The organism is Thermotoga sp. KOL6 (assembly GCF_002866025.1).
Classification (GTDB): domain Bacteria; phylum Thermotogota; class Thermotogae; order Thermotogales; family Thermotogaceae; genus Thermotoga.
In genome coordinates this window covers 613,167-629,015 of record NZ_LNDE01000001.1, presented here as the reverse complement: position 1 = coordinate 629,015, position 15,849 = coordinate 613,167, and the positions used below count along the sequence as shown (strand labels likewise).

Below are 15,849 nucleotides of genomic sequence, written 5' to 3'. Positions count from 1 at the left end.
TCTCGATGTTTATTCTACCTCAGAACGAAGTCGTTGGTCCAGTGATTTCCATTTCATGAGTTGTCATTTCCAAGACTAGAAAATTTTTCGACTTGTGCAGTATTTTGCCACCTTTTACGTTCATCTCGCGACTGCTGTTTTTCAAAAAGAAATATCGGGGAAGTTCTGCGTTTCTTGGAAGCCATACCTTTATTTTGTCGTCGTAGTAGACTATACTTGGAGGATTTTCGAAAAATTCTTTGAAAACTTCGTAAGTTTGAGATGAATCGGAGTTTTTTACCCATGGGTAGTAATCTCTCACTACTTTCAAAAATTCTCTCATAGAGTTTTTCATTTCATCCCACGATAATCCTTGCGGATTTCTATCTTTAGAAAACACGTCGTCGGGATGAACGAAATAGTTGAAAGTACCTATGTTCAACAAGGTAGAAGTCGTTTGGACTAGAAGTTTACTGAGGGGATAAAAGCCACTCACGTTTCTAGGTAGTACAAGGGTTCCGTTTAAGAGTTTGAACTCGGAAAACTCATCGTCGGAGAGAAAGGTGGTGCCAACAACGAGAATGTGAGGGAAGACTTTTTTTAACACGCTGAGTCCAAGTTTATCTATTCTGTTGTCTGGAGCCACGAAACTCAGCGGGGTCCAGCCTTCCTTCAGATGTTTCAGGAATATTTTCAAAGCTCTGTAGGATTTTTCGAGTTCCGATGGATCCCAATTTTTTGAAAGGGGCGAAAGATGATTGTAACCGTGCAATCCCAGTTCCACTCCATCGTTATTTATTATGCCTTTCAAGAATTCAACGTTTTCTGTGTTTAGAAGAAACTCTGAAAATCCCACATAATACGGAGTGTTCATGTAGCTAGTTACCAACGCAGTGATGGGTTTCACGGAGAAATCTTTGAAGATCTTCTCTAAATCGGGCCACCAGATTTTGTAGTAGAAGGTAACGTCCTTAAATTTCGCTATTTCGTGTTTTAAATTGTAAGTTGGTAGTGGAAAATCATCGAGGAAGATAGAAAAAGAATTTACTATGGGTGTTATCAAAGAATTTGAAGCAGCGAGAAACTCATCGAACAAAAATCCTCTCGTTAGCTTTTCGTTCAACGATTTTGGGAAGAAAACAAGACTGCCTTTTCCCACCTTCATCATCCAAGAAACGGGAGTGCCATCTACAGTTATAAAAGGAATCGCCGTTTCAGGGGCTTCTGTGTAATTGACGGTGGTTTCAAACAGTGAAAGATCCATGGGGATATCAAGATGGTCCTTTTTCACAACAACCTTCCCACGAACCGTTCTCGGTCCACTACCTACCAAAATTACGACACCGCCGCTTTCCAGATACCTCTTCATGACTTTATCGTTTAAGGTGTTCAAGTTCGATAAAACGATTGCTTTGTATTGGATCAACGGTTTTCTCGGAGTAGTTTCTATTTCGAAGAAAGCGTTTTTGAAAATCGCCAAAATGTTAGGATCGTTGAAAAGCGTTAAAATTCTGTTGGTAGGTCTTCCTAGAAGAATCCTACTCACGATTTTTCCCAGATCTAGAACAGGTTCTCCTTTTTCGTTGAACGCGTGGTCGAACAGTGCCATTCCTCCCTGCTCGTTGTAGAAAACGACAGGGTACTTCCCCGTAGAGGTTTTTGCCCAAGCGACAACTTCTGTTGTATTTGAAAAGATTTCAAAGCCATCGAAAGATTTGAGAACGGGTGTCACAGGTGGGGACAGAAGATAGTTTTTGTTAATTTCGTATTCGATAACCCTTTCTGTCCGCCAGTTGTATTCAAAACGAACTCCCAGTAAATTCAGAACAGCGTTTATTTCTTCAAGGGAGGTTCCCTCAAAAGCCCCTAAGTTATTTATTACAAAGAGCCTACCACCATTCAATATGAAGTTAGAAAGTTCCTTCAAATATCGCTTTGCTTCTGGCATTGAAGAGGAGTAATAACAACTCACTATGAGATCGTATTCTTCGAAGTTAGGGAAGTCTTTTTCAATATCCACCAGTTTGTACTCTTCTCCCGCGTTTTCGAGCGAGGGAACCACATAAGAAACCAGTATGTTGTAGCCGTAGCCGTTCTCTGAACCTTTGTAGAGGAGCAAGGTCCTTGCAAAAAGTGGGAAAACAATTATAATCAAAATCATCAGGAAAGCTTTTTTTACCATGGTATTCACTCCTCCTGAGAAAGGGATGATTTTCTTGGCAAAGAAAACCTCTAGGTTCATTATAATGGTCATTACAACAGTAGTAACTATGATATCAGTATTTGTAACATCATGTATTCACAGAGCTTTCTTCGAAAGCCCTTACCAAAGCTGGGTTTATCAGCTTCAAAATGTAGAACCTCAAGATATAGCGTCCGCGGGTTTCGACCTGGCGGTTATAGATTATTCAAGGAATGGTAACGAGGATGGAGAGTTCTCTTTCGAGGAAATAAACACGATTTTTGAAGCTGGTACGACACCGATTGCGTACGTAAGCATAGGGCAAGCGGAAAACTATCGTTTTTATTGGAAAAAAGAATGGGATAAAAACCCACCAGATTGGCTTGGGGAGGAAGATCCTCATTGGCCCGGCAACTTTTTTGTAAGATATTGGTATCCAGAGTGGCAAAAAATAGTGTTTTCGTACATTGATAAAATTATTTCTCAAGGATTCAAGGGTGTTTATTTGGATAGGGTAGATTCGTTCGAATATTGGTCGGACATAAAAGGTGAAATTCGGAAAGAAGAGGCAGCGCTTGAAATGATAGATTTCGTTCTGAATATCATTGAGTATACTCGTGAAAAAGATCCGGATTTCATCGTCATACCACAGAATGCGGAAAGTATCATAGATTTCGATAACGGAGAACTGATCTCGTCTGTTTCTGGATGGGCAGTGGAACATTTGTTCTATTTCAAAACAACTCCCCTGCCTTTCAATGAAACGAGGGAGAGAATAAAATATTTAGACACCTTGAAAGTCCATGGAAAGTTTATATTGGTAGTCGATTACGTTGATGACGGTGGAAATTCTTTTGAAAATTTAGAGAGAATAAAAAATTTCTATCGACAGGCAAAAAACAAGGGATACGTTCCTTACGCGGCGGAGTCGGATCTTCTTCTCGATGAGATCAACATTGTGGAAGATATACAGCCGAAAAGGTGAAAGGGCTTGATTTTTTTCAAGAAATGGTTTAAAATCACCACGGATGGCCCCATAGGATAACGGCCAGTCCGCCGGATTCTCAGTCCGGAGGTCGGGGTTCGATTCCCCGTGGGGCTACCAGATGATATTCACTGAGATTTCGAAAAAGCCGGGGTTCATCCCGGCTTTTTATTTTATTGAAAGGAGGGGCTTTTATGAAGGGTTTTCGAGTGGTGATACTAACGAGTATGGTCTTTGTGGGTTTTCTGGTTGCAAGTTGTAGCATTCCAGGTATATTGGGTTCTCCTGAAGATACGGTTCGGGAAAAAGCAGAAGGGTTACTCGACCAGGTGAGAAACTTCATAGAGAGCAGTGGCAGTTTAAGTGATGAAGAACTTTTTGCAGAACTATCGAACCTTGCATCTTCTGTGGTCTATGTTCCTCCAGAAAGTGAGGGAGATGCAGATATTGAGTATTGGATTGATCTCTTTTCTGAACTCTTGGGACTAGCCTTCTTTGTTCCTGCAACTCCCACCAGTGTCGATCTGCTTGATATCACTCCTGTGGAGGGAACAAGGTTTATAAACTATCGGGTGGACGACAAACCGTCTTTCATTGACGAGGTCTATTTCCTTACACTGGAGAAAACAACCACAGATGGTACAAAAACCGTTCTTCAACTTCCGATGATAATCGTAGAAGGAAATTCTTATTTCTTCACTTTATACGTCGGTGAGGGTGATACCCCCGGTTCAACAGATGTGAAATGGTATCCAATGTTCATGATAGGTCTTTGATGAGCTTAATGTTCTATGAAAACTTTGCTTCCCACTCCGAAACCGTATTTTTCGAAGAAACCTTTCTTCACTTCCAGTGCATACCTGAACGGTTTTGGGGCGTAGTAGATCTTGCAAGGTTCTTCTTCGCACGGTTCCATTTCTTGTACGGAGAATATAATGCCATCTTCGTCTATGAAAGCGATTTCCAGTGGAACGTGAGTGTTCTTCATCCAAAAACCGCTTCTGGTGTTTTCATCAAAAATAAAGAGCATCCCAAGATCGTTTGGGATGCTCTTTCTGTACATGAAACCAACGGAACGCAAAAAAGGAGTGTTCGCAATTTCCACATTCAGTTCTAGTGATTTCCTTTCATTGGTGATCACGATTTTTCCTTTTGGGAACCTTATTCCCTCTTTTCTTCCAGTTGCAACGACGATCACGGTGATTCCAATTATGATCAAGATGGGTAGAACAATTTTTTTTATTTTCTTTTGTTTATTCGGAGAAAGGGGCCTCATGCCCCAGATCACCTCAGTTCTGATACGGTCTTCACGATATAGCTGTTGAGCAAACTTTCAAGATACTCCTGTTTTCCAGATGGAAGTTCAACATCTTCTTTGTCTATTATATACGATTCTAGTTTTTCAAAATCTGCTTTTCCTTCCAATATTTCTTTTCCAATACCTTCTCTGAAACTTCTGTATTTTTCCTCAACGAATCTGTCGAATACGCCGTCTTTTACAAGTTTGTAGGCTATCTTGAAACCGAGTGCGAAAGTGTCTATTCCTACTATATGCCCGATGAAGAGATCCTCTACCTTGTAAGAAGCACGTCTCACTTTGGCGTCGAAGTTGAGACCACCTTTTGTGAAACCCCCTGCTTTTATAACCTCGTACATGGCAAGAGTTGTATCGTATACGTTCGTTGGAAATTGATCGGTGTCCCATCCCAACAGAAGATCGCCTTGATTTGCGTCGATACTTCCGAATTTTCCGAGGATTCTGGCCATTCTCAATTCATGCTGGAAAGTATGACCAGCGAGTGTTGCGTGATTAGCTTCTATGTTGAACTTGAAGTATTCATCCAAATCGTGAGTTTTCAAGAAGGCGTATGCGGTCGCTACGTCGAAATCGTACTGATGTTTTGTGGGTTCTTTTGGTTTGGGTTCTATGAGGAACTGTCCATCAAAACCTATCTTCTTTGCGTACTCTACGGCCATTCTGAGGAACCTCGCGAGGTTTTCGAGTTCCAATCCCAAATCCGTGTTGAGCAAGGTTTCGTATCCTTCTCTACCGCCCCAAAAAACATATCCTTCTCCTCCAAGTTCCTTCGTAATCTCCAACGCTTTTTTCACCTGTGCAGCAGCGTATGCAAAAACATCGGCGCTGCAAGTAGTTGCCGCACCGTGCATGTACCGAGGATGTGAGAACAGATTGGCAGTTCCCCAAAGGAGTTTCACATTGCTTTCCTTCATTCGTTCTTTTATTTTCTCAACAACTTTGTCCAGAATTTTGTTCGTCTCTCTCAGAGTTTTCCCTTCGGGTGCAATGTCTCTGTCATGAAAACAAAAGTATTCAATATTGAGTTTCTCACAGAATTCGAATAAAGCATCCACTCTTGCAAACGCTTTGTCCATGGGATCCGAATACTTGTTCCAGGGTCTTTCAGCAGTGGGGTCACCGAAGGGATCTCGACCTTCGTTTACAAAAGTGTGCCAGAAAGCAACGGAGAATTTCAAATGGTCCTTCAGAGGTTTTCCATCGATTACTTCGTCTGGATCGTAGAACTTAAAGGCAAGAGGGTTATTGCTTTCCTTCCCTTCGAACTGTATCTTTGGAATTTCCGGGAAAAATTCTGTCATGTGAACACCTCCCTAATTTTTTTCTATCAATCAATTATATACAAAAATGAGTCGATATTTCAAATATTTCTCATGAAGAGATATACTTGAATTTGGGAGGTGTTTTCAATGGAGGAGATTTTGAGAAGAATAGAAGAACTGAAAGATGAAATGGTGGAATCTTTGAAAACTTTCGTCTCTATCAACTCTGTCAATCCTGCCTTTGGCGGTCCCGGAGAGAAGGAAAAGGCAGATTGGTTGGAGTATCTTCTGAAAGATTTTAGGTATGAAGTCGAGCGCTATGATGTGAAAGATCAAAACGGTGTTTTGAGATCGAATCTACTTGCAACAATAAAGGGAAAGGATACAAGACGTACTCTTTGGATAGTAACACACATAGACACCGTCCCCCCAGGAGACCTTTCCCTGTGGGAAACGGACCCGTTCAACCCTGTGGTAAAAGACGGAAAAGTTTACGGAAGAGGAGCGGAAGATAACGGAGGTTCCATGATAGCTTCTATATATGCCGGGAAATCTCTTATCGATCTTGGAATCGTCCCGGAGTATAACTTCGGTTTGGCTCTTGTAGCTGACGAAGAAGCGGGAAGCGATTATGGAATTCAGTACTTGATAGAGAAGAATGTTTTCAATCCCGAGGATATGTTTCTGGTACCCGACGCAGGAAACGAAAAAGGAGACTTCATAGAAATAGCTGAGAAAAGTATTCTTTGGTTCAAAGTGACGGTGGAAGGTAAGCAAGGACATGCCTCCCGGCCAAGAATGGCTGAGAATGCACTTAGAAAAGGAGCACAGCTCATGATCGAAATAGACGAGATTCTCCGCAGAAAGTGCCCTGACAGGGATGATCTTTTTGACGAGCCATTGAGCACCTTTGAGCCCACTCGTTCAGAAAAGACTGTCGACAACGTGAATACTATCCCTGGAAAGTATACGTTTTACTTCGATTGCAGAGTGCTTCCTAAGTATGACTTGGACGAGATTTTAAAAATCGTGGAGTCCGTGTTGAAAGGAAGAGGTGCGAGTATTGAGATTGTTGTAAAACAACCTGCGCCACAGCCAACTCCACCCGATTCCGAGTTGGTTGTGAAACTTTCCAGGGTGTTGAAGAGCCAGAGAAATCTGGAAGCCCGAGTTGGAGGAATAGGCGGAGGAACGTGTGCGGCATTCTTCAGGAAGAAAGGGTGGCCCGCTGTTGTTTGGAGTACCATAGACGAAACAGCACATCAACCCAACGAGTACAGAAGAATAGATCATATGGTAGAAGATGCGAAAGTATTCGCTTTGCTTGGAGTCGAGAGGTGAAAGGGTTGGCACTCAGAACGATCGCAGATCACCTTATGGACATTGCTCAGAACTCCGTAAAAGCTGGTGCAAAAAATATCAAGATAATGATAGATGAAACGGATGAGTGGTTCACCTTCATCGTGGAAGATGATGGTCCAGGTATAGAGAATCCTGAGAGAGTTTTTGATCCGTTTTTCACCACGAGGAATCCTCGTTTGAGGAAAGTGGGGCTTGGTCTTCCGTTTCTGAAGCAGGCAGCTGAACAATCCGGAGGTTGGGTGAAGTTGGAAACTCAACCGGGCAAGGGAACGAAAGTGGAAGCCAGGTTCAATCTCAAGAGTGTGGATTGTCAACCTATAGGAAATGTGGCAACAACTTTGGCAAGCTTGATACTCTCGGATCCGAAGGTGAATTGGTACATTGTGAGAAAAAGAGGTAAAAGCGGTTACGAAATAGATACGGTGAAGCTGAAAGAGGCGGGGCTCTGGAGTCCAGACAATCCCGCTTTTGCATCTTTTTTGTTCGAGACTCTTGAAAGTTTGGAGGAGGAGCTGAAGAGAGGTGAAGAAAGTGAGTGAAAAGAAATTCGAGCATTATTACACAGTTGAACCCACCTCGAAATTAAAAGTAAGAGAGGCAAAATTGGTTCTTAAAAACGGTCACGAATATGTGTTCAAAACGCCATCGGGAGTTTACTCTTACGGCAAGATAGACAAGGCAACGAAGGTTTTGATAGAGAATGTGAGGGTCCACGGGAAGAAAGTCCTCGACTTGGGGTGTGGTTACGGTGTGATAGGTGTGGTTCTTAAGAAAGAATATCCAGATTTGGATGTCTATATGAGCGATATAAACAAGCGTGCTGTGGAATTTGCTAAGATAAATGCAAAAAATCACAACGTTGAAGTGGAAATTCGTTGGGGGAATCTCTACGAACCGTGGGAAGGTATGAAGTTCGACATGATCGTGTGCAATCCTCCCATAGTCGCTGGTAAAAGGGTATGGATGGAGATTGTGAAAAGAGCTCCTGAGTTTTTAGAAGAAGGTGGAAGCCTTCAGATGGTAGCGTACCACAACAAAGGTGGAAGGCGTATAAAGGAGTACATGGAAAAAGTATTTGGAAACGTGGAAGAATTGTGTAAAACAGGAGGAATAAGAGTCTACAGATCTGTAAAAGGATTGAAGGAAGATGAAGATAGTCTTCAATGATGTATCCTTCAGATACAATGGAAAGTACGTGCTGAATAGAGTAAACGTGGAGTTCGAAACCGGGAAGATCTACGTTGTGGTAGGGAGAAATGGTTCCGGAAAGACCACCCTTCTCAAGGTGCTGGCGGGACTTTTGGAACCTGAGGGTACCATTTTTTTAGATGACGATTGTGCGGATCCGTTGTTGTTGAGAGAGAACGTAGGTTATGTTTTTCAGAATCCATCATCCCAAATAATTGGAGCCACTGTGGAAGAAGATATAGCGTTCTCCCTAGAAATATTGGGACTAGACAAGGAAGAAATGCAAAAGAGAATAAAGGAAGTATTGAATTTAGTTGGACTCTCTGGATTGGAAAAAGAAGATCCTTTGAACCTTTCGGGTGGACAGAAGCAGCGGCTTGCCATTGCTTCTATGTTGGCTCGAAACACACGTTTTCTTGCACTAGATGAACCTGTTTCTATGCTCGATCCCCCGTCGCAGAAAGAGATATTTAGGGTATTGGAGAATTTGAAGAAGAAAGGAAAGGGAATAGTACTTGTAACGCACGAGTTGGAATATCTCGAGGATATCGACTCGATTATACACATATCGGATGGTACAATTGATTTTTGTGGAAGTTGGGAAGACTTCATGATGAAAGGTTTCGAAGACGTGGAAATACCTTTCAAATGGAAGCTTTGGAAAAAATGTGGTGAGAAAGTTAGGTGGGAGGATCGATATGAGAATTCTTTTGACGAACGATGACGGAATAAATTCCAAAGGAATCATCCTGCTTGCTGAATACTTGTCCGAAGAACACGAAGTTTTCGTTGTGGCTCCCGATAAAGAGAGAAGTGCGACGGGACATAGTATAACCATTCATGTTCCTCTGTGGATGAAGAAAGTGTTTGTGAGTGAAAAGGTCACAGCGTATTCGACGACGGGGACCCCTGCTGACTGTGTGAAATTGGGTTATAACGTGGTTATGGGAAAAGAAGTCGATCTTGTAGTGAGCGGGATAAACAGGGGGCCTAATATGGGTATGGATGTTCTGTATTCTGGTACTGTATCTGGTGCCATGGAAGGTGCTATGATGAATATTCCTTCGATTGCGATCTCCAGCGCCAATTATGAAAGTCCAGATTTTGAAGGAGCAGCCCGGTTTTTTATAGATTTTTTGAAAGAATTCGATTTGTCTTTACTCGATCCTTTTACTATGCTGAACATAAACGTTCCAGTAGGAGAGATCAAGGGCTGGAAGTTGACAAGACAGAGTAAAAGAAGATGGAACGATTATTTCGAAGAACGCGTCTCTCCTTTCGGAGAAAGGTACTATTGGATGATGGGAAAAGTCATAGAGGATGATGAACGTGACGATATCGATTACAAGGTGGTTGAGCAGGGATACGTTTCTGTGACACCCATCCATCCTTTCCTCACAAACGAAGGTTGTCTAAAGAAATTGAAGGAGGTGTACGGTTGATGTACAAGATAAGAGTTTTTGGTGACCCCGTTCTCAGAAGACCGACAAAACTTGTAACAAAGTTCGATGAGAATTTGAAGCGAATCATAGGGAGAATGATAGAGACGATGTACTATTACGATGGAGTAGGGCTTGCCGCTCCGCAAGTTGGGATATCTCAAAAGTTCTTTGTTATGGATGTTGGGGATGGCCCTCTTGCGGTGATAAATCCCGAGATTCTTGAAACCAGTAATGAGACGGAAACTGCTGAAGAGGGATGTTTAAGTTTTCCAGACATATTCGTTGAGATTGAGAGGAGCAAGAGAATAAGGGTGAAGTATCAGAATGTTCATGGAGAATTTGTGGAAGAAGAGTTGGAGGGGTATCCTGCAAGAGTCTTTCAACACGAATTCGATCATTTGAACGGTGTTCTCATCATAGACAGAATAAGTCCCGCAAAGAGGTTGCTTCTCAGAAAGAAGCTGATGGATATAACCAAAGCTGCTAGAAGATAAGGAGGGAACAACGGTGAAAAGATTGTTCACCATTCTTTCAATATTTTTAATGGTTTCCATACTTTTTTCTTTTTCACCTCCTGTGGATTCACCACGTGTTTCAGCGACTTTTGGTGAGTACAGAGGAAGTGGTAACAGAGGGCCTCATTTTCACATGGGTATAGATTTTTCCACGGGATTGAAAGAAGGAGAACCAATCTACGCGGCGGAAAGAGGTTGGCTCGTCAGAATTGAGATCGATGAAGATGACATATACGGCTACACTGTGGTCTTGGAGCATGAAAACGGATATAGAACATTGTATGCCCATTTGAGTAAGTTCGCTAAGAGACTTGAATTGATCGTCGATTCGCTCAAGCAAGAGTTTGGGAACGTGAGAATCGTGGTGAAATTCCCAGAGAAAGAGATCTGGTTCGAAAAAGGAGAGGTAATTGGCTATTCCGGTACCACCGGAGAAGCTCCCATACCACACGCACACTTTGAAATAAGGGATAAAGATGAGGAAATATCCTACGATCCGTCGAATTTCTTGAACCTTCCCAAGCCTATAGATGAAGACATTCGTTTAGAAAAATTGAAAATTGGAGATGATGTTTATGACTTCGCTGAAGGAAGAACTTATCCGTTCAAGGGGAATTTTCCTGCTCTATCTATAAAAGCTTATTCTAAAGGATTTAACAATACTCTGGGCCTCAAAAGTATCTCACTATTTTTGGAAGACGAAGAGATTTATCGGATCTCTTTCGATAAGATTCCTTGGTCTGAATTTACAAACGCCTGGGCGGTTTACGATAGAAAATCCATTTCTGAAGCCTATAGGTTTGAGCTTTGGTACAAGTTGTTTCCAGAGACCTTCTCCTCACTTGTAAAGGTCAACAAGTTCCCAGAAACAGGGGAATTCCCGGATTTCGCAAGGTACAAGATCGTTCTTGAAGATATATGGGGGATGAAAAAAGAGTATTCCTTCTATCTACAGAGGAGGTGAAACAGTGTTGTTTCTCTTTTTTGGAAGAAAAAAGAAAAATTTGGAGCGAGATCCTTTCTATAGGGAGAAAGGGGCTCTTGTTGTTTACATAAAATGTGATCGTTGTGGCGAGGTTTTCAGAAGCCATCTACGAAGAGGCTACGATTTCATAGTTGATTATGACAGCCCGTCTACGCCGTATAAGATAGACAAACTTTACGTCGGATCGAAATGCCCTAACAGAATCCGCCTCACGGCAACTTTCACTTCCTCCTACAAACCCGTTTCTGTTTCGATCGAAGGAGGAACCTTCATTACTAAAGAGGAATTTGAAGAATCTCAAAAACAGTAATGTAACCTTTTTTTAAGGAAAATTGTGATAAACTATCAAAGCTGTCATACGATCTGAGAAAGGAGGATGGGAAATGAAGAGATTCTTCACCAGTGAAAGTGTTACGGAAGGTCACCCCGACAAAGTCGCCGATCAGATTTCTGACGCCATACTCGATGCTATGCTCGAACAGGATCCAAGAAGCAGAGTGGCCGTTGAAACTCTTGTCACAACTGGATTGGTCATAATAGCAGGTGAGGTTACAACGAGGGCGTATGTAGAGATACCCGATATAGCTAGGAAAACGATACTGGAAATAGGATACACAAGAGCAAAGTATGGATTCGATGGTGAAACCTGTGGTGTTCTCACGAGCATTCATAGTCAATCTCCTGATATAGCTCTCGGTGTTGACAAAGCTCTTGAGGTAAAAAGTGGTGAAGAGGTTGCTGACGAGCTCGAAGCACTTGGAGCCGGCGATCAAGGTATTATGTTTGGTTATGCTACAAATGAAACACCTGAATATATGCCCCTTCCAATAACTTTGGCACATAAATTGGCCATGAGACTCGCTGAAGTTAGAAAGAACGGTATTCTTCCTTTTTTGAGACCAGATGGGAAAACGCAAGTGACGGTAGAATACGAAGATGATAAGCCTGTTCGAGTTGATACCGTCCTCATTTCCACGCAACACGATCCAGATATTTCTCAGGATGATCTCAGGGAAGCAATAATTGAACATGTTATAAATCCTGTAATTCCTGAGGAGTACAGAGACGACAAAATGAGAATACTTGTCAATCCCACTGGAAGATTCGTTCTTGGAGGTCCGATGGCAGATACGGGTCTTACTGGAAGAAAAATCATAGTTGACACGTACGGAGGATGGGTTCCTCACGGTGGAGGAGCGTTCAGCGGGAAAGATCCTACCAAGGTTGACAGGTCCGCTCATTATATGGCAAGATATGTAGCGAAGAACGTTGTGGCTGCCGGACTCGCTGACAAATTCTTGATACAGCTTTCTTATGCAATCGGCGTGGCTAAGCCGGTTTCCATCCTCATAGATACGTTTGGAACGGCGAAAGTAGATGAGGAGAAACTCCATAAAGTCATCATTGAAATGTTCGACTTCAGGCCGGGTGCGATCATCAAGAAACTCAATCTTCTGAGGCCGATTTACAAAAAAACAGCGGTTTACGGTCATTTTGGTAGGAACGAAGAAGAGTTCACCTGGGAAAAGTTGGATATGGTCGATGAACTGAGAAGAGTTTTCAACATGTGAGGGAGGGATTGAGGAGTGCCTAACACGAGGTCTGCGAAGAAAAGAGTCCGGGTTTCTGAAAAAAGACGAATTAGGAACAGAGCGTACAAAACGTTTTTCAAGAACAGAATAAAAGAAGTGCTTAAGGCCATTGAGAACAAAGAATCGAAAGAAGTGGTTTTAGAACTGGCAAAGAAAGCGCAAGCTGCCATAGATAAGGCAGTTTCCAAAGGAGTCATTCACAAAAATCAGGGTGCAAGAAGGAAGGAAAGGCTGTTCAAGAAAGTGAACGATTATTTGAAAACATTGGAAACCTCACAAGAGTGAAGTTTATTTGATCGCGATTTTTTAGCCCCCGTGTGGGGCATTTCTGATTTTTAAGAAAGGGGGAAATCACTATGGAGAATGTGATAGGGGGATTTCTGAAAGTGGTTATCGATAACTGGTATTTTTCTCTTCCCGCAGCACTCTTTTTGATGTTCGCATCCAGATACGTGGAGAACATTGCTTTTGCTGTTTTAGGGTTCATCTTGGGTATCAATTTCGTGTTCCCATTTCTCGCTAGTCTTGAAGCACTGAAAGAGTATCTTTCCAATGAAAATGTAAAGATGGTGGTCATGGTGGCCGTTGGTGTTTTAACGGCAGTTGTGATCTATGTTCTGTACAAGTATCTTGTATTTCTAGCAGCTTTTGTGACGATATCTTTCCTAGCATACTACGTGATAAATTTCATGACAAATTCCTTTGGAATACAGAACGTGCAGTATATGAACTGGATAACACTAGGTTTGTCTGCTTTTGTAGGAATGCTAGCGGGATTAACTGCCTACAGAAGGGAAAGAGATTTTGCAAAGATACTCTCGATTTTAGTGGGAGCTGCTGTTTTTTCCGCTCTAGTTCTTTGGTACTTATCCGGACTGTTCAACGTGGAGTTTAATCCGGAGAATTTTTTTGAGAACAAGTCTATGGTATTTTTCTATGTATCCCTCTTTCTTCTCTTTTTGTTTATTGCTGCCTGGTTTACCTTCAGGAAGGTATCTTCTCCAAAAACTGAACGATAATGTTAAAATAGAATAGAAATCACATGAAAGGAGGTGTACCCCTCTAAGGGGATTAGAGATGGCGAAGAAGAAGATTCTGGTTGTCGATGACGACCCCGCGATACTGGAGTTGGTAGGATACAACCTTTCCAAAGAGGGATACGACGTTCTGAAAGCTTACGATGGTGAAGAAGCTCTTAAACTTGCAAACGAAGAAGACGTTGACATGTTTATAGTGGATATCATGTTACCCGGAATGGACGGTTTCGAACTCGTCAGGAAGATTAGATCTATGGAGAAATACAGAAACACACCCGTTATTTTTCTGAGTGCTAAAGGTGAGGAATTCGACAAAGTTCTCGGGTTAGAGCTTGGAGCGGATGATTACATAACCAAACCTTTTAGTGTAAGAGAACTTCTTGCAAGAGTGAAAGCCATCTTCAGGAGATTATCTGCAGCCGCTCAAAGCAAAGAGGAGAGGCCGAAAAAGATCACAGCAAAAGATCTAGAGATCGATGTAGAAAAGTACGAGGTGAAAGTGAGAGGCAAGAAAGTGAATCTTACTCCACTCGAATTTGAACTCCTCCGATTCTTGGCAGAAAATGAGGGAAAGGTGTTTAGTAGGGATGTGTTGTTGGACAAACTATGGGGATACGACTATTACGGTGATACAAGAACAGTAGATGTGCACATTAGAAGATTGAGAACGAAGATAGAGGAAGATCCTTCCAATCCGAAGTACATAATCACTGTGCGAGGGAAGGGATACAAGTTCAGAGACCCTGGAAAGGAAGATTAATCGATGGAAATTCTTCTGATCGTAGCAGGAGCTCTTTTATTGATTTTGGTGATTTCGTTCTTCAGAAAGAAAATGGCCGAATACAGGATCTTCATAAAAAAAGTAGCGAATTTGTTGGGGGAAGAGGAGGTTCCCCCTCTTTATCTTTTCGAGCGTTTGAAGAAGTATATCGACGGTTTGAAAGATGCTATTGCGCGTATAGAGGTAAGCCGAGACAACTTTTTGACTATCTTGAACAGTCTCAGTGAGCCAATTTTCATCCTGGATAAAGAAGGTAAGATCACTTTTCTAAACAAAGCTGCTTGGGACTTTTTACAAGATAGGATGAATCCTGAAGGGCGACGTTACTATGAGATATTCGAAGACTACTACATAAACGAGATGGTCGAAGAAACGATGAAGAGTTCAGAGCCCCAAGAAGGTACGTTCATCACTTACGTAGAAAACGACAAAAAATATTTTCATGTTAAAGTGATACCTGTCGAGCTGAAAAATGGAGACAAGATATTCGTTATCCTTTTCCACGATGTGACGAAAGAGAGAAAGCTTGATGAGATGAGAAGAGAGTTCATAGCAACGGTGTCTCATGAACTTCGAACCCCCTTGACTTCTATTCATGGGTATGCGGAGACTCTTTTAGAAGACGATCTTGAAAACAAAGAGCTGGTTAGAAAATTCTTGAGAATCATAGAGGAAGAATCAGCACGTATGACGCGCCTTATAAACGATCTGCTTGATTTAGAAAAAATGGAGGAGAACTTCGGTAAATTCGAAATGAAAGATGTGGATTTGTGTGAAGTGGTTGATTACGTTTATAGAATCGTTCAGCCTATCGCTGAAGAAAACAATGTGGAATTGAACATCGATTGTGAAAGTGTGATAGTGAGAGGGAACAAAGAAAGGCTCGTTCAAATGTTATTGAATCTGGTAGACAATGCGGTGAAATACACTTCCTTGAAGGAGAAAGGAGAAAAGAAAGTATGGGTTCGAGCTTACGATACTCCCGATTGGGCTATTGTGGAAGTAGAAGATACAGGCCCTGGTATACCCAAAGAAGCACAAAATAGGATTTTTGAGAAGTTCTTCAGAGTGGACAAAGCAAGATCGAGGAAGATGGGAGGAACAGGTCTTGGGCTCACGATAGTGAAAACTATTGTTGATAGGCATGGTGGAAAAATAGAAGTGGACAGCGAAATCAACCGCGGAACCCTCATGCGTGTTTTTCTTCCAAAAGGAAGGTGA

General features: G+C 42.0%; 18 protein-coding genes and 1 tRNA gene. 16 read left to right on the top strand and 3 right to left on the bottom strand.

Features of this window, described 5'->3' with window-relative positions; all coding sequences use genetic code 11:
- Positions 1 to 19: 19 nt before the first annotated feature.
- The gene (locus tag AS005_RS03355) at positions 20 to 2,161 is read right to left on the bottom strand and encodes a DUF2194 domain-containing protein (protein ID WP_101510253.1); all 2,142 of its coding nucleotides are present in this window, start codon (positions 2,159 to 2,161) and stop codon (positions 20 to 22) included.
- A 34-nt stretch (positions 2,162 to 2,195) separates the two neighbouring features.
- On the opposite strand from AS005_RS03355, the gene AS005_RS03350 reads away from it, so the two are divergent.
- The 3 genes from AS005_RS03350 to AS005_RS03340 all read left to right on the top strand — a co-directional run bounded on the left by AS005_RS03350 (position 2,196) and on the right by AS005_RS03340 (position 3,922).
- Positions 2,196 to 3,146, top strand: coding sequence for an MJ1477/TM1410 family putative glycoside hydrolase (locus AS005_RS03350; RefSeq protein ID WP_233186216.1), 951 nt, complete (start codon positions 2,196 to 2,198; stop codon positions 3,144 to 3,146).
- Between the two features lie 45 nt (positions 3,147 to 3,191).
- Positions 3,192 to 3,266: transfer RNA gene (locus tag AS005_RS03345), tRNA-Glu, on the top strand.
- Between the two features lie 74 nt (positions 3,267 to 3,340).
- Positions 3,341 to 3,922 carry a hypothetical protein gene (locus AS005_RS03340; protein WP_101510252.1) on the top strand — a complete coding sequence of 194 codons (582 nt, stop codon included), beginning with the start codon at positions 3,341 to 3,343 and terminating at the stop codon, positions 3,920 to 3,922.
- A 5-nt stretch (positions 3,923 to 3,927) separates the two neighbouring features.
- Here the strand turns inward: AS005_RS03340 and AS005_RS03335 are convergent, their stop codons facing one another.
- The gene (locus tag AS005_RS03335) at positions 3,928 to 4,422 is read right to left on the bottom strand and encodes a DUF192 domain-containing protein (protein WP_101510251.1); all 495 of its coding nucleotides are present in this window, start codon (positions 4,420 to 4,422) and stop codon (positions 3,928 to 3,930) included.
- Positions 4,423 to 4,430: 8 nt separating this feature from the next.
- Positions 4,431 to 5,765, bottom strand: a complete 1,335-nt coding sequence (gene xylA / locus AS005_RS03330; RefSeq protein WP_101510250.1) for a xylose isomerase — start codon at positions 5,763 to 5,765, stop codon at positions 4,431 to 4,433.
- 108 nt (positions 5,766 to 5,873) lie between these two features.
- On the opposite strand from xylA, the gene AS005_RS03325 reads away from it, so the two are divergent.
- The 13 genes from AS005_RS03325 to AS005_RS03265 all read left to right on the top strand — a co-directional run bounded on the left by AS005_RS03325 (position 5,874) and on the right by AS005_RS03265 (position 15,849).
- The gene (locus AS005_RS03325; RefSeq protein WP_101510249.1) at positions 5,874 to 7,067 is read left to right on the top strand and encodes a M20 family metallo-hydrolase; all 1,194 of its coding nucleotides are present in this window, start codon (positions 5,874 to 5,876) and stop codon (positions 7,065 to 7,067) included.
- Positions 7,068 to 7,102: 35 nt separating this feature from the next.
- The gene (locus AS005_RS03320) at positions 7,103 to 7,627 is read left to right on the top strand and encodes a HAMP domain-containing sensor histidine kinase (protein WP_101510439.1); all 525 of its coding nucleotides are present in this window, start codon (positions 7,103 to 7,105) and stop codon (positions 7,625 to 7,627) included.
- Positions 7,620 to 8,255, top strand: a complete 636-nt coding sequence (locus AS005_RS03315) for a class I SAM-dependent methyltransferase (RefSeq protein WP_101510438.1) — start codon at positions 7,620 to 7,622, stop codon at positions 8,253 to 8,255. Before AS005_RS03320 ends, AS005_RS03315 begins: the two co-directional genes overlap by 8 nt.
- Positions 8,236 to 9,000, top strand: a complete 765-nt coding sequence (gene ecfA1 / locus AS005_RS03310; RefSeq protein WP_101510248.1) for an energy-coupling factor ABC transporter ATP-binding protein EcfA1 — start codon at positions 8,236 to 8,238, stop codon at positions 8,998 to 9,000. The genes AS005_RS03315 and ecfA1 overlap by 20 nt, the downstream gene beginning before the upstream one ends.
- Entirely contained in the window at positions 8,975 to 9,718 is a 744-nt protein-coding gene (gene surE / locus AS005_RS03305) for a 5'/3'-nucleotidase SurE (RefSeq protein WP_101510247.1), read from the top strand. The genes ecfA1 and surE overlap by 26 nt, the downstream gene beginning before the upstream one ends.
- Positions 9,718 to 10,212, top strand: a complete 495-nt coding sequence (gene def / locus AS005_RS03300; RefSeq protein WP_101510437.1) for a peptide deformylase — start codon at positions 9,718 to 9,720, stop codon at positions 10,210 to 10,212. Before surE ends, def begins: the two co-directional genes overlap by 1 nt.
- A 13-nt stretch (positions 10,213 to 10,225) precedes the next feature.
- Complete coding sequence (locus AS005_RS03295) at positions 10,226 to 11,197, top strand: M23 family metallopeptidase (RefSeq protein WP_101510246.1); 972 nt, start codon at positions 10,226 to 10,228, stop codon at positions 11,195 to 11,197.
- Between the two features lie 4 nt (positions 11,198 to 11,201).
- Positions 11,202 to 11,528 (top strand): hypothetical protein, encoded by a 327-nt coding sequence (locus tag AS005_RS03290; protein ID WP_101510245.1) that lies wholly within the window; start codon positions 11,202 to 11,204, stop codon positions 11,526 to 11,528.
- A gap of 73 nt (positions 11,529 to 11,601) precedes the next feature.
- Positions 11,602 to 12,789 (top strand): methionine adenosyltransferase, encoded by a 1,188-nt coding sequence (metK, locus tag AS005_RS03285; protein WP_101510244.1) that lies wholly within the window; start codon positions 11,602 to 11,604, stop codon positions 12,787 to 12,789.
- 15 nt (positions 12,790 to 12,804) lie between these two features.
- Positions 12,805 to 13,095: a 30S ribosomal protein S20 gene (gene rpsT, locus AS005_RS03280; protein ID WP_101510243.1), complete on the top strand. Its 291-nt coding sequence runs from the start codon at positions 12,805 to 12,807 to the stop codon at positions 13,093 to 13,095.
- Between the two features lie 71 nt (positions 13,096 to 13,166).
- Positions 13,167 to 13,829 (top strand): hypothetical protein, encoded by a 663-nt coding sequence (locus AS005_RS03275; protein WP_101510242.1) that lies wholly within the window; start codon positions 13,167 to 13,169, stop codon positions 13,827 to 13,829.
- Between the two features lie 58 nt (positions 13,830 to 13,887).
- Positions 13,888 to 14,607 (top strand): response regulator transcription factor, encoded by a 720-nt coding sequence (locus AS005_RS03270; protein ID WP_101510241.1) that lies wholly within the window; start codon positions 13,888 to 13,890, stop codon positions 14,605 to 14,607.
- Positions 14,608 to 14,610: 3 nt separating this feature from the next.
- Positions 14,611 to 15,849 carry a cell wall metabolism sensor histidine kinase WalK gene (locus AS005_RS03265; protein ID WP_101510240.1) on the top strand — a complete coding sequence of 413 codons (1,239 nt, stop codon included), beginning with the start codon at positions 14,611 to 14,613 and terminating at the stop codon, positions 15,847 to 15,849.